The sequence below is a fragment of the Bradyrhizobium sp. JR4.1 genome (genome assembly GCF_040548605.1).
GTDB lineage: Bacteria > Pseudomonadota > Alphaproteobacteria > Rhizobiales > Xanthobacteraceae > Bradyrhizobium > Bradyrhizobium canariense.
Window position 1 is genome coordinate 14,781 of record NZ_JBEPRY010000001.1, and the last position, 17,439, is coordinate 32,219.

Consider the following 17,439-nt stretch of genomic DNA (forward strand, 5'->3'; position numbering starts at 1 on the left):
GGAATGACAGGGGAGCCTACTTCCTCTCAATCGGCGGCGCGATCTTCTCGGCTGGCGCTGGCGGCAATGCTGGTTTAGCCGCACCGGCAGCCCCTTGCGTCTGTGGGTCGGGTCGCGCCGGCTCTGGGGCGGGCGTGGTCGGCCGGTCGCCGCCGGGCTTGGCTTCCGCGGGCTTGTTCTGATCGTCGGACGGCGTGCCCTGAAGGGGTTGCGTCGCCTGGGCCGTCTGCATCCGGGTCTCGGCGCGGATTTGCGCCAGCGACATGCCTGACACCACGACGCCTGCCGCGAACAGCGAGCAGGCAACCATCAGGTCGAGCTTCAGTCTGCGCTTGTCATATTGGCCGGGCATGTCGATCACCGCCTTTTTCCAGGGGATCAACGAAATCGCCGGTCTGCGGTTCCCTGCCCGTGACGGCCGGAACTCGACGCCTACGCGCTCAATCCGTGGTGCTGACTTCCCAGGTGGCGTGGCGGACGCCGGGCAGGTGCTGGAGATCGGTCGCCACCGCATTCAGCTCGTTCGGATCGACGGCGCTCGCGACCAGCTTTGCCACGATCTCGATCAAATCATCCCCGGTTTCGACCATTTCGATATCGGCCACCAGATATTTTGCGCCCTCGAGCTTCTCGACCAGCCGGTCGCGCATGTCGGGCAAGGCGTCCGGTGCGACCGCGAGCTTGAAGTAATAGGTCGCCTCGGAGGTCTTCTCGTTCAGCGGAATGCGGTTGATGGCGTTGACCAATGGCCGCAACATGGTGTTGCCGGCAATCACGAACACCGTCAGCGCCGCCGCCTGGGCAATCATGTCGGCGCCCGCGCAGGAGCCGACCGCGGCTGAAGCCCATAGCGTCGCCGCGGTATTGAGCCCGCGCACGTCCATGCCCTGCTTCATGATGACGCCGGCGCCGAGGAAGCCGATGCCCGAGACGACGTAGGAGATCACCCGCACCGCGCCGTCGGCGCCGGTCAGGTGCATGGCGAGATCGGCGAAGGCGGCGGCGCCGACCGCGACCAGCACGTTCGTACGCAGGCCCGCGGTGCGCTGGCGGTACTGCCGCTCGGCACCGATCAGCGTGCCCAGCACGAAGGCCGTGAACAGACTGACCAGCGTGTCCGCAAAGTCAGCGATCTGGAAGGTCGTCAGAAACCGCATGGCCCCATCTACGGCCGGAACGATGACAGATCAAAGCTCCAGCAGCCCGCCATCCCCATTTTCGTCGGCGAACGCCAGCAGCGTCCCCTTGGCGTTCCAGGCGAGCGCGGCCACCGGCGGCGTGCCATTGCGGCGGACAAGGATCTCGGCGCCGTCCTCCAGACGCACCATCAGCACGGTGCCGTCGCTATAGCCGGCGGCGAAGATGTCGTTCCTGGGATGGCATGCGACGACCGACACGCGCGCCTGGAGCGGCGCGAGCATCGCGGGCTCCTTGCCCATCGGGCCGTCCTTGCTGGCAAACGGCCACAGGATCACCGTGTCGGCGCCCGAGGTCGCCAGCGCCTTGCCGCCCGCGCTCCACGACATCGAGCGGACGCGGCCGGGATAGCCGGTCATACGCATGTGCCTGTTGTCGGCAAGCCGCCACCCGTGCAGCGCGGATTCGTGCATCGTGGTGACCAGGAATTTGTTGTCCGGGCTGAAGGTGACGCCGAGATGCGAGCCAGCCCAGGGCAGGAATTCGGCCGATCCCGCCATGTTGGGAAACCACAGCGTCGCGCCGTTGTAATGGGCGATCGCGAGACGCTGGCCCTTCGGCGCAAACGCGAGGCCGCCAACGGTTGAGGGCACCTCAAGCGACTTCTCCTCGCTCTTGCCGCTCTTGAAGAAAGCGGTCTTGCCGGCCGACCAGGCGTAGGCACCGTCCGGATGCAGCGCCACCGCATCGATCCAGCGCCGTTTCGGGTCGCTCGCAAGCAGCGTCACCTCGCCCTTGGCGTCGAGCGACACGACTTTTCCATCGTCGCCGCCCATCACGAGGCGCTTGCCATCGGAGGCGGCCGAGAGAATGCCGCCGCTGTGCACGGCGACCTTGCTGATCTCGCCCTGGCCATCCACGAACGCGACATTCTCCTCGCCGCCGACGAAGGCAGCGCGGGGCCCAAGGAAATGCGCGGAGGTCACGACCATGCCGAGCGCGAGCGGCTTGACGCGCTCGGTGACGGAGACGATCGAGGCGGAATCGGCGGGCGGCGTAAACTCTTTCATCACGAGACGATGCAGCTCTCAAAACCCTGGCGAATGAGATCTTGCGGCAATTCGCGGCCGATGAAGACGAGGCGGCTCTCGCGCGGCTCGCCGTCCTTCCACTTCCGCTGGTGGTTGCCCTCCAGCATCATGTGGACGCCCTGGAAGACGTAACGGTCGTCGTCGTCGTGGAAGGCGAGGATGCCCTTGGAGCGCAGGATCTTGCCGCCCTCCACCTGCACCAGATTCTGGAGCCAGGGCATGAACACGTTGGGATCGAGCGGCTTGTCGGTCTTGAGCGACAGCGATTGCATATCCTCGTCGTGATAGTGCTTCAGGCCGTGGCCGTGATCATGATCGTGATGATGGTCGTGGCCGTGGTGATGATGATCATGGTCGTGGTCATGATCATCGGCATTCAGGAAGTCCGGCTCGATGTCGAGGATGCGATCGAGGTCGAAGGCGCCGCGGTCGAGCACGTCGGCCAAAGCCACCGAGCAGCGCTCGGTGCGGTGCAGCTTCGCATAGGGGTTGATGGCACGGATGCGGGCCTCGACCTCGGCAAGCTCGCCCTTGGTGACGAGATCGGTCTTGTTCAGCACGATGACGTCGGCAAAGGCGATCTGGTTCTTGGCCTCGGGCGCGTCCTTGAGACGGTCGGACAGCCATTTTGCGTCCGCAACCGTGACCACCGCATCGAGACGCGCGTTCTTCTGCACGTCCTCGTCGACGAAGAAGGTCTGGGCCACCGGTGCCGGATCGGCAAGACCGGTGGTCTCGACGATGATGGCGTCGAACTTGCCCTTGCGCTTCATCAGGCCTTCCATGATGCGCACGAGATCGCCACGCACGGTGCAGCAGATGCAGCCGTTGTTCATCTCGAACACTTCCTCATCGGCGCCGATGATGAGGTCGTTGTCGATGCCGATCTCGCCGAATTCGTTGACGATGACGGCGTACTTCTTGCCGTGGTTTTCCGACAGGATGCGGTTCAACAGCGTGGTCTTGCCGGCACCGAGATAGCCGGTCAGGACGGTCACGGGAATTTTTGGGGCGGTCGCTTCAGACATAACAACTCCGGACTTCGGGCTTTTCGCGCGACGCGAGGCGGGGTGGCCCCTGCCCTAGTGGTCAAGCGCGCTGGTCAGGGCCTTTATATTGTGCCTGACCATATCAATGTAAGTGGGTGCAGGCCCCTTTTCGCCGGTCAAACCGTCCGAAATCAGGGTCCCGCCGACTTTTGAGCCGGTCTCCGCCGCGATCCGCCGGATCAGCCGGTCGTCGCTGATATTTTCCAGGAACACGGCTGGGATTTTCTGGGCCTTGATCTGGCCGATGATGGTGGCGATGTCCCGCGCGCTGGGCTCGGTTTCCGTGGAGACGCCGAGCGGCGCGATGAATTGGACGCCGTATTCGGCGGCGAAATAGCCGAAGGCGTCATGGGTCGAGATCACCTTGCGCCGCTCGGGCGGGATTTTGGCCACGGCATCGCGGACCTCGCGGTCCAGCGTTTCGAGCTTTTCCAGATAGGCCTTGGCCTGGGCGCGGAAGAGCTCCGCGTCATCAGGGTCGGCCGCGGCCAGCGCATTGGCGATGTCGGTGACGTAGATTTTGGCGTTGGGAACGGACTGCCAGCCATGCGGGTCGGCGGCCGAACCGAGCTTGAGCGGCGCGATGCCGGCGCTCGCGGTGATCACCTGCGCCTTGGATCCGGAGGACTGCACGAGGCGCGGCAGCCAGCCCTCGAGACCAAGGCCGTTGACGATGACCAGCTTTGCGTCCGCGATCCGCTTCGCATCGCTGGGCGCGGGCGTGTAGACGTGGACGTCGCTGTCGGCCCCGACCAGCGTCGTCAGATTGATCCGGTCGCCGCCGACATTACGGACGAAATCGGCGAGGATCGAGAAGCTCGCAACGACCTTCAGCTGCTCCGCAGCGTGCAGCGGCGAGGCGATCAGCAAGAGCACACAAAGCAGGATGCGCCGCATCGCTGTCACGCTTCCAGATGCCGGCCGGGAAACAGCTGCCTGACGACGCCGCCGACCCGGCCGAACAGGACGGAGACGGTGTAAAGCGCGCTCGCCACCAGAATGATCGCAGGGCCCGAGGGCACACGGGTCTGGAACGACAGCACAAGACCTGCATAGCCGGAGACGGCGGCAGCGACGACCGCGATGCAGATCATGACGGTGAGATCGCGCGACCAGAACCGCGCGATGCCGGCCGGCAGGATCATCAGGCCGACCGCGAGCAGCGTGCCGAGCGCCTGAAAGCCGTTGACGAGGTTGATCACGACCAGCGCAAGGAAAGCGAGATGCGCAGGCCCGCCAGCCCGGCTCACGGTGCGCAAGAACAAGGGATCGACGCTCTCGATCACCAGCGGGCGATAGATCACGGCGAGCACCAGCAGCGTCACCGTGGCGTTGAAGGCGACGACCAGCAGCGTCTGATCGTCCATCGCGAGGATATTGCCGAACAGCACGTGCAGCAGGTCGATATTGGTGCCCTTGATCGAGACGATGGTCACGCCCAGTGCCAGCGAGGCCAGATAGAAGGTCGCGAGCGAGGCATCCTCCTTCAACCCGGTCGAGCGTGCGACGAGGCCTGCGAGGATCGCGACGGCAAAACCCGCGATCAGGCCGCCGGCCGTCATCGCGAACAGGTTGAGACCGGAAAGCAGGAAACCGACAGCGGCGCCGGGGAGGATGGCATGCGCCATGGCGTCGCCGACCAGGCTCATTCGCCGCAACATCAGGAACACGCCGATCGGCGCGCCCGCGAGCGACAGCGCGATGACGGCCGCGAGCGCACGTCGCATGAACTCGAATTCGGTGAACGGGCCGATCAGCGCGTCATAGAGCATCGGATATCAAGCCGCCCGTGAGCGGGCATCATCGGCCGAGCAGGCGGCGGCGCTGTCGTCGAAGGCTTCGCACATCCGCATCGCGACCATAAGGTTTTCCGGCGTCAGCACCTCTGCCGTCGGGCCCCACGCCACGGGCCCGCGCGCCAGCACCAGCGTCTCGCTGAAATGGGTGCGCACCATCTCCATGTCGTGCAGCGCGGCGAGGACGGTGCGGCCCTCGCCATGCCAGTGCTTCACCAGCGCCAGCAGATCGGCCGTGGTCTTGCTGTCGATGGCGTTGAAGGGCTCGTCCAGCACGATCAGCCGCGCGTCCTGGAGCAGCACGCGCGCAAACAGCACGCGCTGCATCTGGCCGCCCGAGAGTGTGCCGATCGGGCGGTTTTCGAAACCGTTGAGACCGACGGAAGCGATTGCGCGGAGGATCTTTTCGCGCGCCGCCTTGCCGATGCCGCCGAACAGGCCGGTCCCGCGCCACAGCCCGGTGGCAACGAAGTCCAGCACCGAAATCGGGAAGCTGCGGTCGATCTCCGCACTCTGCGGCAGATAGGCGATATCGCGGCTGTCGAGCCCGCCGAGATGGATGCTGCCGTCGAGTGGTCTGAGGATGCCGACAATGCCGCGCAGCAGTGTCGACTTGCCGGCCCCGTTCGGGCCGATCACGGCCAGCAACGCGCCCGGGGCGACCTCACCATTGAGGTGGTGCACGGCCGGGTGACGGTCATAGCCGAGCGTAACGTTGTGGAAATGCAGCGCCGCCATGGTCACCTCATCGCCAGGAAGACCACGCCCCAGAGCACGGCGCAGACCACGAGCGCGGCCGCGAGGCGGGCGGCCATCGTCATGCGCAGGATCGACCAATGCGCCGCCTGAGCCGGATGCGGAGAGGCCGCACCATGGATGTGTGCGTGGGTGTGATCGTGTCCATGCGAATGCCCGTGGTCACGGGAATGATCATGGGAATGGCCATGAGCATGATCGTGATGATGGGCTTGGGACGCGGCGGGAACCATGCCGAAACGTTATATTATAACATTACCTCTGTCCACGCCGGGCTCTAGGGCTTCCCGATCACCATGGCGATGGCGGCGGCGACGAACGGGAACGGCACCGAAACCGCACAGCGGAACCAGACGAAACGGGCCGGCATGAACGGAATTTCCCACAAAATCACCCGCTGGAAGGCAAACAGCGCCCAAGCGACGACATAGGCGACCACCTGCGGTACCCCACCGCCCGATTTCAGCGCCACCGTACCGATCGAGAACCCGATCACCGGGCCGCCGGGGGTCGCGGCCCCGGCGACCACGGCAGTCGCGACCCCGAGCCAACCGCTGTCCGGGCCGAGCCAGCCGCTGATCACCTCCTGCGGGATGATGGCGGCGATGTAGCCGGAGCCGATCACCCCCAGCGCGATCCGGGGCACGATGTTGATGAAGTCCATGGAGCCTTCGCGCAGCGAGGCCTTGAACACCGGTGGGCCGCGGCGAAAGGCGATCAGGCCGACGCCGAACACCGAGCCCCACAACAGGATGTCGATTAGAAGCGCGGCGCTCAATTCTCGTCGTCCTTCAGGGCTGGCTTCGGATAGAGCCGGACATAGACGAAGCGGCCGAGCGCGCCTGCGAGCACCGGCAACGGCAGCGAGATGACGATGCGCCACAGCGTGAAGTCGGTACCCATGATCGGGATTTCCCAAGCCACCGCCCGGCCATAGCCGATCAAGGTCCAGCTCACGACCATGGCGATGGTGGCACCGAAATCGGCACCGACCGCCAGCAGCGCACTCGCCACGGGATAGGCGGTGAAGGGACCGCCGGGCAGGATCGCGCCGAAGGCAGTGCCGATCAGAAGGCCTTTCAGGCCCGATTTCGGCCCGAGCGCGCGCGAGACTTTTTCGTGCGGCAGGATTTCCGAGATGAAGGCGCCGAGCAGGCACCCGGCCAGCACGCGCGGCAGGATGCCGCCGAACAGCGAGAGATCGTGGGTCAGGATCTCGAGAACACCGTCGGTGCCGTCACGCCGCCAGACCAGACCCGCGCTCACCGCCACCAGCGCTGCGATGATGATGGTCGACCAGCCGATCGGCTTGCGCACGCGCCCCGGCCGTGGCTCGGAGTCCGCGTCCTCGGCGGGCGCCGGGTCTTTCGGGGAGGGTTCTGACAACGGGCGCGTTCGGCTCGAGGGTGATGCCCGTCCTGATTAAGGGCGCCGCAGATGCGATGCAAACAGTACGATGACGGGAGCGATGCGCACCTCGCGCAGGGCCATGCGGGGCCGAATTCCGCACAGCAAAAAGGCGGCCGCACGTGCGACCGCCTTCCGTTGTTTCCGTCATTCCGGGGCGGCGAAGCCGAACCCGGAATCTCGAGATTCCGGGTCTGGTGCTAGCGCACCATCCCGGAATGGTGGCGTAAAATCTTACGCCTTGTCGAACAGGGACTCGACGTATTCCCAGTTCACGAGGTTCTCGACGAACGCCTTGAGATAGTCCGGACGGCGGTTGCGATAGTCGATGTAGTAGGAGTGCTCCCAGACGTCGCAGCCGAGGATCGGGGTGGCGCCGTGCACCAGCGGATTCTCGCCGTTCGGGGTCTTGGATATCTCGAGCTTGCCGTTCTTGACTTGGAGCCAGCACCAGCCGGAGCCGAACTGGCCGACGCCGGCCGCCTGGAAGTCGGTCTTGAACTTCTCGAAGCCGCCGAGATCCTCGTTGATCTTCTTCTCGATCTTGCCCGGCAGCTTGGTGCCGCCGCCATTGGGCTTCATCCAGCTCCAGAAATGGATGTGGTTGTAGTGCTGGCCGGCATTGTTGAACACCGCGGGGTTCTTGCCGAACGAGCCCTTGACGATCTCCTCAAGGGACTTGCCTTCCCATTCGGTGCCCTTGAGCGCGTTGTTGCCGTTGGTGACATAGGCCTGATGATGCTTGTCGTGGTGGAATTCGAGCGTTTCCTTCGACATGAATTGCCCGAGGGCGTCATAGGCGTAGGGGAGTGGGGGCAGCGTAAAGGTCATGGGTGTTGTCCGCGACTGATGGGGGAACGAGACTTAACGGTCACCCCTTATAGAAGGTTCCGTGGCCGTTAAATACCGCGAATTTTCCAGAAGGCATGGTGCGGCGGCTTGGCCGGATTGCATAAAATCGTCGCAAGGATGTCGGTCGTTTCAACCGGGCCGTAAAATATCATTGCCTTTGAGGTGCTTATGGCAGAACGAAACGCACCGGCGGCACGGAGATGCGAAAGAGAGAGCGATGAGCATCGAGATCGACATTTTGAACGGCGACGCCTCATGGCCGATCGCACAGCCCCTGCTCAGCGCCGTCTGGGGACGCGACGCCGTCGAGAAGCCCTCCTGGGCTCACGTCAAATGGGCCAATGCCGATTTGCGCGTGCTGATCGAGACGCCCGAGGATGGTCTCGTCTGCCATGTCGGCATCTATTTCCGCACCGTCACCTGGAACGGGCAGAAGGTTCACATCGGCGGCATCGGCGGCGTCTGCACGCGGGAGGACCGGCGCGGCCGCGGCTATGCCACCATGGCGATCGACGCCGCGCTGCATACCATGCGTGCCAACGAGGCGGTCCGCTTCGCGCTGCTGTTCTGCGAGCCGCACAATGTCGCGTTCTACCAGAACCGCAGCTGGCTCCCCTTCAAGGGCGAGGTCTATTGCGAGCAGCCGGAGGGGCGGATCCGCTTCACCCACATGGCGCCCTATGTCTGCAACATCGTCAGCGCGCCGACGCTGGGCACCATCGACCTCTGCGGCCTGCCCTGGTGAGCCCTGCGTGAAGCGAGGCTGGCGCCGGCGCCGCACGCCATATAATATGTCGGTCATCATCCAATATTCCGCGCGGTGACACATGACGATCGACGCCTCGATAGACGCCGTGCCGCCGCCTGCCCCGGTCGCCTCCCCCATCGCCGGCTTGCTGACGGCACCGATCCTGCCCACACTGCTGCGGCTTGCGATCCCCAACATGATCGCGATGGTCGGCAGCACGCTCGTTGCGGTCGCCGAGACCTCCTATATCGGCCGGCTCGGCACCATCCCGCTCGCAGCGATCGCGCTGGTGTTTCCGTTCGCCATGCTGACGCAGATGATGAGCGCGGGCGCGATGGGCGGCGGCGTCTCGTCTGCGATCAGCCGCGCGCTCGGCGCCGGCGATCGGACCCGTGCGGCGACGCTGGCGCTGCACGCCGCCATCATCGGCCTCTGCGGCGGGCTTTTCTTCACGGTGACGATGCTCGTCTTCGGCCGCTCGTTCTTCATGCTGCTGGGCGGGCGCGAGCGTGTACTCGAGGAAGCCAGCGGCTATTCGCAAATGCTGTTCTCCGGCGCGGTCGCGATCTGGCTCGTCAACACGCTGGCCTCGGTGATCCGCGGCACCGGCGACATGCGTCTGCCCTCGATGGCGCTGATCGGGACGAGCGTGCTCCAGATCGCGCTCGGCGGCACGCTGGGGCTTGGCCTATTCGGCGTGCCGCAATTCGGCATGCCCGGCGTCGCCGCCGGTCAGTTGATCGCGTTCACCTGTGCTGCGATCTTTTTCCTCTGGTATCTCTGGTCCGGCCGCAGCCGGCTGCCGCTGGATTTCCGCGCCTTCCATTTCGATCGCGCGTTGTTCTTCGACATCCTCAAGGTCGGCGCGGTCGCCTGCCTGTCGCCGCTCCAGACCGTGCTCACCATTTTGATCTTCACCAAGATCCTGGCGACCTTCGGCACCGAGATGTTGGCCGGTTACGGCATCGGCTCGCGACTGGAATTCTTGCTGATCCCGATCACCTTCGCCTTCGGCATCGCATCGGTGCCGATGGTCGGCATTGCGATGGGCGCCGGACAGGTGAAACGCGCGCGGCGCGTGGCCTGGACCGCGGCCGCGGCCTCGGGAATTACGGTCGGCCTGATCGGCCTCGTCATCGCGCTCGATCCGTCTCTGTGGGTTTCGCTCTTCACCAGGGATGCCGGCGTCGCCGCCGCCGCGCACAGCTACTTCCACTGGGCGGGCCCGACCTTTGTGTTCTTCGGCATGGGCGTGTCGCTGTATTTCTCCTCGCAAGGCGCGGCGCGGGTCGGCGGTCCCGTGCTCGCCTCCACCGCGCGCCTTCTGATCGTCGCGATCGGCGGCGGCACCCTCATGATGGCGCAGGCTCCAGCCTGGACCCTGTTCGCACTGGTCGGCGGCGCCATGGTGGTGTTCGGGCTGTCGACCGCAGGCTCGGTCGCCTTGGTGCGCTGGGGCAAATGAGCGCAGGTCAATGCACGCAGGCAGATAAACGCAGGAATGTGATTCCATCCAGCGTTGCACTATCCTGCTGGGCTGCTATGGAGGCGCTCCACCTCGGGGCTCTCTTCATGACTTCCAGATTCGCTGCTCTCATCGTCCTTCTGGCTGCGTTCCTTGGCGCGACTGCCGCCCATGCGCAGAGCGCCGACGGGACCTGGCTCACCCAGGCCGGGGATGCCCGCGTCAAGATCAGCAAATGCGGCGGCGGCATCTGCGGCAACGTCGTCTGGCTGCGTGAACCCCACGACACCGCGACCGGCCAGCCCGCTACCGATAGCAAGAATCCCAATCCCGCCCTCGCCAGGCGCCCGATGATCGGCTTGCCATTGTTCAGCGGCATGCAGCCTTCAGGACCGAACAAATGGTCGGGCCAGATCTACAATGCCGACGACGGCAGCACCTATGCGAGCAGCGTGACCGTGACATCTGCGGATTCACTGCGGGTCGAAGGCTGCGTCGGCGCGCTCTGCGGCGGCGAAACCTGGACCCGCGCGGGGCGCTAGCGCTTCACGCCATCATTGCCTTCAGCGCCGTCGCCGCCGAGGCGTAGCCGCCCCGCGCACCGTCGATGAAATGGACGTGGTCGCTGCGGAGCGCCGACGGGGTGAAGCAGGTCATCATCGCGGCGTCCTGCTGGTGGAGCCCGTAACGCACGATGCCGTCGCGCGCGGCAGTCGCGAGGCGATCGCTGAGCGCGCGTTCGAGCTCCGGCGTACAGTCGAGGATCATGCGCAGGCCGTCGTCGTATTTGCGGAAGTCGGAGTTCTCCACGACCTGCCGCTTATAAAGCTTCGGCACGAAGCCGCCGAGCTTGAGGTCGAAGCGCATGATCAGATAGACGAACAGCGTGTAGGCCAGCACGCTGGCGCGGCGTGCGAACAGCGGACCTCCGCGCTTGGTGCGCGCCTCATATTCCAGCCCCTGCGGCGGCCATGTCAGCGGTGGCCCTTGTGGCGGCACGGGCCGACCGGCATCCGGGCTGCGCTCGACGAGATGGATGATGTCCTCGATCACGTTGCGGAATGCCGAGGGATCGGCGCCCTGGGCCGGCATGACCAGCACGGACAGGATCAGGCCGCGCGCAGCCGGAATCACCTCGAAGCGGCAGGACAGGCCGGAGAGATCGGGCTGCGTGCCCGCGGGCGCTTCGGCGATCGCAAACTCGCTGCGCTTCATCGCAGCGTCCGCCCAGGCGAGCCCGCCGCCAGAAAACATCGCATACGACAAATTGGCCGACGGACCGAAGCGCGCGACGCGTACGTCTAGGCCGTGACCGCGGATGGCCCTGACTGGCACCAGCGCGACGCGCATCCGCAAGTCGAGATCTTCCCGGACCCAGGTCGCGGTCGCAGCCAAAGCCTCGCGGGCCAGTTCGAGATCATTAGGCGCGACCGCAAAACTCGCGCCGTCTCCGCCGAACACGAAGGGAAATTCGCGTCCCTCCAATGCGTTCGTCACCGCCGCGATCACGGCGGCACCGGCCATGTTCACCGCCTTGTAGCGCTGCGCCGCGATGGCCTTGGTGGAATCCACGATGTCGGCAACGCCGATGCTCCAGTCGTCGGGCAGCGGCGAATACAAAGCGGGGTCCATCAGGCTGGTGAAGCCGCGAAAGACCGGAATGCCGCTATAGAACGCTGATGTCATCGGATGATGCCGGATAGTTGGGACGCACGTCCAAAGAGACATACGTGGAAGAACCGATTCGGGTTCGCCGGGGGGCGCCCTTGCAACCATTGGCCGAAATGGACCCGGACAACAAGATGAGGGCGCGCTGCAATGCCACAGAAGGTCATTGATCGGCATCAAACAGTTGGCCGTAAATGGCGTCTAGTCTCGATGATCTCACACGGTTGCGCGGGAACATCGACGTGTCCGACTTCGACAGGAAGGACTCCATCGCTCCGGTAAGCCGGCGCACTGGCCGTGATCCGATCAGCGCGGTGAAGATGCCGGAAAGCCTGACCGCGGCCGTCGATAGCTGGGCGGAAACCCATCACCTGTCGCGCTCCGATGCCATTCGTACGCTGGTCGAGCTGGGCCTAAAGGTCGCGCCCCCGGCACTCCCGCCAGGGCACCCGCTCGCCTCGGATGCCACCAGGATCGAAGAGCTTGCAGTGCATGAACTCGAGGCGCTGCTCGATCCTGCCCTGTCTGAAGACGAACGCGAGCGCCGGATCCGCCGCCTGACCGACGGCCCGCCGGAGTTCTCACACGAACGGATTGACCTGCCGAAGCACCGGACCTGAACGTCTAGTGCAACTTCTCGACCTCGCGCTTGCGTAGCGCGGATGAGGGTACGTCATGGCAGCCGACCAGACGCACGAATTTCTGCGGATACATTTCGTAACCGTGATCACCTGAATTTTGATGAGACATCGGTTGGCAGTGAACGGTCTGGCAGTGGACGTCGCTTTGCTGTGCGGAAGATGGCTTTGCCGACGCCTTGTCCGGGCTCGCAGCGGTCATGGACTGCTCCCTGTCGATTAGGGCAGATCGATTGACGTAAGCCAATCAATTGCGCGGCATCTTAGGACCAAATCCGGATGATGTCATTGCGCCGGATCAATGCAATTGTGGCAGTAGAGTTCCGCCTACGCCGTGTTGCCCGCGTCGACCGTGAACACGCTACCCGTCACGTTGCTCCCGCCCTCGCCCAGCAGATATTCCACCATGCGCGCGACGTCGTCGGTCTCCGGCAGGCGCCGCAGCGCGCTGCGGCCGGCGATGCGCTTTCGGCTATCGTCGGAGAGATTGTGCGTCAGCTCGGTGTCGATGAAACCGGGCGCGATCGCGTTCACGGTGATGCCGAGCTTGCCGACCTCGCGCGCAAGCGAACGGGTGAAGCCGGTAGCGGCGGCCTTGGTCGCACCGTAAACGGAGAGGCCGTTATAGCCGGTGGTCGCGATGATCGACGAGATGTTGATGATGCGGCCGGCACCGTCGGCCATCATCTGCCGTGCGACATATTTGGTGAGAATGATCGGTGACAGCACGTTGAGCTGCACCAGCGCCTCGATCTCGGAATTGTGCATGGTCGCGAGCAGGCCTTCGGTGCCGAGGCCGGCATTGTTGACGAGGCCGTAGATCGGGCCGAATTCATCGCGCACGAGTTTTGCGAAAGCGGGAATCGCGTCGATCACGGCGAGGTCGCAGGCGCGGAAATGCAGGCGCCCCTCCGACCCGGCAATCGCCGCCTTGAGCGCGTCGCTCTCGCGCCGCGCCGCCGCGATCACGTTGTAGCCGCCATCAACAAGCCGCTGGCCGATTGCAAGGCCGATGCCGCGGCTACCACCCGTGACGAGAACATTATGCATCGGTGCGCGCCAGTTTGCCGGCCGGGGTGACGTCGAGCGCCTCGACGAAGCGGATCACCGCCGGCACCTTGTGGGACGCGAGCTGCGCGCGGCACTGATCCAGGATCTGGTCGCGGATCTCTTTCGCGCGCGCCGTATCGGTACCGTCGGCGAGGATCGCGTCGGCGACGACGATGCCGCCGGTGATCGGGCTCTTGCGTGACTTCGCCCGCGACATCCGTACGTCGGGATGACGGTTGATCACCGCCTCGATCTCTTCGGGGTGAACCTTCAGCCCACCGATATTGATGATGCCGCCGCGGCGGCCGACGAAATAGTAGCGGTCGCCGCGCAATTCGACGATATCGCCGCTATCGACATACCCGTCCGCATCGGTGAGCGCGGCCGCGTCGCGGCCGATATAGGCGTGCGCTGTGCGGGTCGAACGGATGCGTAGCGAGCCGTCGACGACCTTCATTTCGACGCCGTTGCGGTTGCCGAGATAGTCCGCCGGAAAGCCTTCCAGCCCGTCATTGACGGCAAAGCCGACGCCGGCCTCGGTTGATGCATAGGCATGGCCGACGGAGGAATTCGGGAACGCCGCCTTCAGGCCGTCCAGCACCGCCTGGTCGGCGATCTCGCCGGAGAGGCGGACATAGCGCGGCGCGAACTGCGCGGCCGAGCCGCTCATCAACAATTTGCGCCAGTGCGAGGGCGTGCCGGAGATATGGGAGACGCCGCGCGCGTTCAGCCGCGTGACGTGATCGCCGAGCGCCTCATGCGGATCGGACAGCACCATCGAGCCGCCCGAGAGGACGGCGCGGAGGAATATCTGCAGGCCGCCATAGCGGCGGATGTCGTAGAACGTCGCCCATATTGGCGCGGGTCCGCGCGCCGGGCCTTCGGCGACGATGGCGCCGGTGAGTGCTTCCAGCGTATGGCCGACGATTTTCGGCACGCCCGACGTGCCCGAAGTGAGCATCAGCCACTCCGTGGCACATTCGGTCCTGGCCGGCGCAGTGGCTTGAAGCGGCAGTTGTGCGGTGACGACCAGCGGCACGCCGGTCTCGGCCCAGCGATCGGGCTCGTCGGTGACGACGGCATCGATCCCGGCATCCGCCATCAGCGCATCGAGATGCGCGGGGTTGAGATCGGGCGGGCATAGCAGCATGCGGCGGGCAATACCGTCGAGCTCGATCATGGCAAGACCCGATCGGAGCTGGTCGGACAATTTCAGCAGCACGGCGCGGCCGGACAGCTCGCCCAGGCGGCCAGCCAGGACCGTCTGCGACAGGATATCCGTCAGCGACACGACATCCTGCGCGTCCGACAGCGTGCGTCCGGTCAGCTCCGCGCCAAGATGGTCGCGGAGCGCAAAGATCTCACGCGGGGACATTTTCGTAGGCCCGCACGAAATCGCCCACGGTGGCAGGGAACGCTGCGTCCTCGGAAATGGTGAAAGGGTCGACGCCGGTCTCGTCCTCGAGGCGCGCCACCAGGATGGCGAAGGCGAGCGAGTCGAAGCCCGTCTCGTGCAGGGACAGATCGTCCGAGAGTGCGGGAAGCGCGACGTGCTGTTCCTTGGCGATCTGCTGGATCGCTTCGATGACCTTAGACCGTACCGACATGGCTGGCTCGCTTCTGTTGTCGTTCGTGTTCCGGCGGCTCTTGATGACCGCCTCCCTTGGCCGCTTGTTTACCCGACAGAAGTAAATGGCTTCTTGGACAATTCGGATAAAATTGGACCTATCTGGCGGATTTTCGCGCGGCTAGAGCCGGATCGTACCCTCGTTGATTTGCGCATATGTCTCTGCGTCCAGCGCGACATAGGCGCCGGTTTTCGGGTCCAGCATGAACAGCGGATCGGAGACCGCGCCCGGATCAAATCCCTCGCGCGCGAGCTCGGCCTTTTTTTGCTTGAACGTCTCGGTCGCATCGAGCTCGCGCGAGATGCGTATGAAGACGGGGTGAGCATAGGCCGGCAGGCGCTGTGCGAGATGGGCGGGCAGCGCCTCGACAGCAAAGCCCTCGTTCACCACGATCGCGCTCATGCCGGCGCGGCCATCGGTGCCGGGGATGTTGACGCCGTAGGTGGTGGCGTCGATCACGCCGGTGAAATTGCGAACGGCGTCATTGACCTCCGAGGTCGCGACGTTCTCGCCCTTCCAGCGGAAGGTGTCGCCAATGCGGTCGACGAAGTGGAAGAATCCCTTCTCGTCGAGCCGCATCAGGTCGCCGGTGCGGAACCAGGAATCGCCCTTGGCAAAGACATCGCGCAGGATCTTCTTCTCGGTCTCGCTCGCCTCGGTGTAGCCCTCGAAGCGGCCGCCGCCCTCATCCGCCGTGCCGATGCGGCCTATGGCTTCGCCGGCTTCGCCGCGCGCGCAGGCGATGCAAAACCCCTCTGCATTGCGCAGCGGCGCGCCGTTATCGGGATCGAGCTTGACGAGACCGGCAGGGAAACGATGCGCAAGCAACGGCGGAACGCGACCGATCGCGCCGGGCTGGCCCTCGACGTTGAACAGCGAGAAATTGCCTTCCGTCGCCGCGTAGAATTCGAGGATACGCGGAATGGCGAAACGCGCCTGAAAATCGTCCCAGATATCACCGCGCAGGCCGTTGCCGCAGACGAGCCGCAGGCGATGCCGGTTCTCGTATTCCGACGGCGGCGCCTTGAGCAGGTAGCGACAGAGCTCGCCGATATACTGAAACAGCGTACAGTCGTGGCGCACAATGTCGGGCCAGAAATTCGAGGCCGAGAATTTTTCCGCGATCACCACCGCACCGCCGGCAGCGAGCATGCTGCATGGCGCGACGATGCCGCCGACCGAGTGGAACAGCGGCAGGCAATCGTAGAGCCGATCCTGCGGCGTCGCGCCGGTGAGGCCGGCGAACCAAAAGCCCCAATTGAGGATGCGGCGGTGGCTGATGCTGGCGGCTTTCGGCAGGCCGGTCGTCCCGGACGTGTAGATCAGCAGGGCCCGGTCGTCGATGGTGACGTCGCCGCGCTCGTCCGGCGAAAGCGGCCCGTCGTCGAGGGCGGCAAGCGCGACATCGATCGCACGTTCGCTGCGGGCATCGCCATGAGTCCAGACCTTTGCTTCCGTGTTCAGGGGTGGCGACGCGCCGTCCAGCGCATCCTTGAGCTCGTGCGCGACAATGATGTGAGCGGGCCTTGCGACACCGATGCAATGCGCGAGCGACCGGCCGACGAGCTTGGTGTTGATCAGCGCGACCACGCCACCGACCCGGCTGATGCCGAGCCAGGCCGCGACATAGTCGATGCCGTTCGGCATGATCAGCGCGACACTGTCGCCCTTGGCCACACCGGCCGAGCGCGCCCACCGCGCATAGCGATTGATGCGTTTCGAAAGCCCCTCATAGTCGAGGCTCGCGTCATCGGTGGCCAGCGCAATGCGATCGGGCTGGCGCTGCGCCCAATCATCGACGACGTCGGCGAACAGCCGGCCCGGCAACGTCTCGATCCGTGCGGTGAGCTCGATCGCCTTCAGCCAGATTTTCGAAGCCGAAGGTGCGCGCGCGGCTTTCGGTTGCTCGATGACGCCGGTTGTCATGCCGTTCATTCTTTCGGAACGTGTCTGCTGGTTCCGAGAGCTTAGCTCGCACGCCCTGCCCAGGTGTTAAGAGACAAGGTAAAACCGGGTTAGTGCGCGATTAACTCTAGTCATCCTTTACCAAACCGGTGGGATGGGCGTGCGCAGCCACAGCCTTTGCAGTATCTCATCGTGCGTGGAAGCTTCCCCTCTCGCCTTGTTGGAGAGGGTGGCTCGCCGCATAGCGGC

At 64.9% G+C, this 17,439-nt stretch carries 21 protein-coding genes; 4 read left to right on the plus strand and 17 right to left on the minus strand.

The window, feature by feature from the left end; genetic code table 11:
• Positions 1-16: 16 nt before the first annotated feature.
• The 11 genes from ABIB90_RS00090 to ABIB90_RS00140 form a co-directional block, all read right to left on the minus strand.
• Positions 17-352, minus strand: coding sequence for a hypothetical protein (locus tag ABIB90_RS00090; RefSeq protein WP_007597175.1), 336 nt, complete (start codon positions 350-352; stop codon positions 17-19).
• Positions 353-440: 88 nt separating this feature from the next.
• Positions 441-1,157: an MgtC/SapB family protein gene (locus tag ABIB90_RS00095; RefSeq protein ID WP_354199910.1), complete on the minus strand. Its 717-nt coding sequence runs from the start codon at positions 1,155-1,157 to the stop codon at positions 441-443.
• Positions 1,158-1,187: 30 nt separating this feature from the next.
• On the minus strand, positions 1,188-2,207 hold the full coding sequence (locus ABIB90_RS00100) for a WD40 repeat domain-containing protein (RefSeq protein WP_354200367.1): 1,020 nt from the start codon (positions 2,205-2,207) through the stop codon (positions 1,188-1,190).
• Positions 2,207-3,256: a CobW family GTP-binding protein gene (locus tag ABIB90_RS00105; protein WP_007597188.1), complete on the minus strand. Its 1,050-nt coding sequence runs from the start codon at positions 3,254-3,256 to the stop codon at positions 2,207-2,209. Before ABIB90_RS00105 ends, ABIB90_RS00100 begins: the two co-directional genes overlap by 1 nt.
• Positions 3,257-3,310: 54 nt before the next feature.
• Positions 3,311-4,174 (minus strand): metal ABC transporter solute-binding protein, Zn/Mn family, encoded by an 864-nt coding sequence (locus ABIB90_RS00110; protein WP_354199911.1) that lies wholly within the window; start codon positions 4,172-4,174, stop codon positions 3,311-3,313.
• Between the two features lie 5 nt (positions 4,175-4,179).
• A complete protein-coding gene (locus ABIB90_RS00115) occupies positions 4,180-5,049 on the minus strand; it encodes a metal ABC transporter permease (RefSeq protein ID WP_007597190.1) in 870 nt (289 codons plus the stop codon).
• A 6-nt stretch (positions 5,050-5,055) separates the two neighbouring features.
• A complete protein-coding gene (locus ABIB90_RS00120; RefSeq protein ID WP_007597191.1) occupies positions 5,056-5,811 on the minus strand; it encodes a metal ABC transporter ATP-binding protein in 756 nt (251 codons plus the stop codon).
• 2 nt (positions 5,812-5,813) lie between these two features.
• Positions 5,814-6,062, minus strand: a complete 249-nt coding sequence (locus tag ABIB90_RS00125) for a hypothetical protein (RefSeq protein ID WP_354126809.1) — start codon at positions 6,060-6,062, stop codon at positions 5,814-5,816.
• Between the two features lie 44 nt (positions 6,063-6,106).
• Positions 6,107-6,607, minus strand: a complete 501-nt coding sequence (locus ABIB90_RS00130; protein ID WP_148775145.1) for a hypothetical protein — start codon at positions 6,605-6,607, stop codon at positions 6,107-6,109.
• On the minus strand, positions 6,604-7,215 hold the full coding sequence (locus ABIB90_RS00135; protein ID WP_007597202.1) for a permease: 612 nt from the start codon (positions 7,213-7,215) through the stop codon (positions 6,604-6,606). Before ABIB90_RS00135 ends, ABIB90_RS00130 begins: the two co-directional genes overlap by 4 nt.
• A 255-nt stretch (positions 7,216-7,470) precedes the next feature.
• Positions 7,471-8,067 (minus strand): superoxide dismutase, encoded by a 597-nt coding sequence (locus tag ABIB90_RS00140; RefSeq protein ID WP_007597204.1) that lies wholly within the window; start codon positions 8,065-8,067, stop codon positions 7,471-7,473.
• 238 nt (positions 8,068-8,305) lie between these two features.
• On the opposite strand from ABIB90_RS00140, the gene ABIB90_RS00145 reads away from it, so the two are divergent.
• The 3 genes from ABIB90_RS00145 (at position 8,306) to ABIB90_RS00155 (ending at position 10,843) form a co-directional block, all read left to right on the plus strand.
• A complete protein-coding gene (locus ABIB90_RS00145; RefSeq protein ID WP_007597206.1) occupies positions 8,306-8,833 on the plus strand; it encodes a GNAT family N-acetyltransferase in 528 nt (175 codons plus the stop codon).
• Positions 8,834-8,915: 82 nt separating this feature from the next.
• Entirely contained in the window at positions 8,916-10,301 is a 1,386-nt protein-coding gene (locus tag ABIB90_RS00150) for an MATE family efflux transporter (RefSeq protein ID WP_354126810.1), read from the plus strand.
• Between the two features lie 107 nt (positions 10,302-10,408).
• On the plus strand, positions 10,409-10,843 hold the full coding sequence (locus ABIB90_RS00155; protein WP_088941344.1) for a DUF2147 domain-containing protein: 435 nt from the start codon (positions 10,409-10,411) through the stop codon (positions 10,841-10,843).
• A gap of 4 nt (positions 10,844-10,847) precedes the next feature.
• Here the strand turns inward: ABIB90_RS00155 and ABIB90_RS00160 are convergent, their stop codons facing one another.
• Positions 10,848-11,987 (minus strand): DUF3095 domain-containing protein, encoded by a 1,140-nt coding sequence (locus tag ABIB90_RS00160; RefSeq protein ID WP_354199912.1) that lies wholly within the window; start codon positions 11,985-11,987, stop codon positions 10,848-10,850.
• A gap of 176 nt (positions 11,988-12,163) precedes the next feature.
• Between ABIB90_RS00160 and ABIB90_RS00165 the strand changes: the two genes are divergently transcribed.
• Positions 12,164-12,589: a ribbon-helix-helix domain-containing protein gene (locus tag ABIB90_RS00165; protein WP_219680365.1), complete on the plus strand. Its 426-nt coding sequence runs from the start codon at positions 12,164-12,166 to the stop codon at positions 12,587-12,589.
• A gap of 4 nt (positions 12,590-12,593) precedes the next feature.
• Here ABIB90_RS00165 and ABIB90_RS00170 read toward each other — a convergent pair whose 3' ends face one another.
• From ABIB90_RS00170 to ABIB90_RS00190, 5 genes are all read right to left on the minus strand, one after another.
• Positions 12,594-12,809, minus strand: coding sequence for a hypothetical protein (locus tag ABIB90_RS00170; protein ID WP_219680368.1), 216 nt, complete (start codon positions 12,807-12,809; stop codon positions 12,594-12,596).
• A 125-nt stretch (positions 12,810-12,934) separates the two neighbouring features.
• Positions 12,935-13,657 (minus strand): SDR family NAD(P)-dependent oxidoreductase, encoded by a 723-nt coding sequence (locus tag ABIB90_RS00175; protein WP_354126813.1) that lies wholly within the window; start codon positions 13,655-13,657, stop codon positions 12,935-12,937.
• Positions 13,650-15,032, minus strand: a complete 1,383-nt coding sequence (locus ABIB90_RS00180; RefSeq protein WP_219680371.1) for a class I adenylate-forming enzyme family protein — start codon at positions 15,030-15,032, stop codon at positions 13,650-13,652. Before ABIB90_RS00180 ends, ABIB90_RS00175 begins: the two co-directional genes overlap by 8 nt.
• Positions 15,019-15,264, minus strand: coding sequence for an acyl carrier protein (locus ABIB90_RS00185; RefSeq protein WP_007597226.1), 246 nt, complete (start codon positions 15,262-15,264; stop codon positions 15,019-15,021). The genes ABIB90_RS00180 and ABIB90_RS00185 overlap by 14 nt, the downstream gene beginning before the upstream one ends.
• A gap of 141 nt (positions 15,265-15,405) precedes the next feature.
• Positions 15,406-17,220: a long-chain-acyl-CoA synthetase gene (locus ABIB90_RS00190; RefSeq protein ID WP_354199913.1), complete on the minus strand. Its 1,815-nt coding sequence runs from the start codon at positions 17,218-17,220 to the stop codon at positions 15,406-15,408.
• Positions 17,221-17,439: the final 219 nt, after the last annotated feature.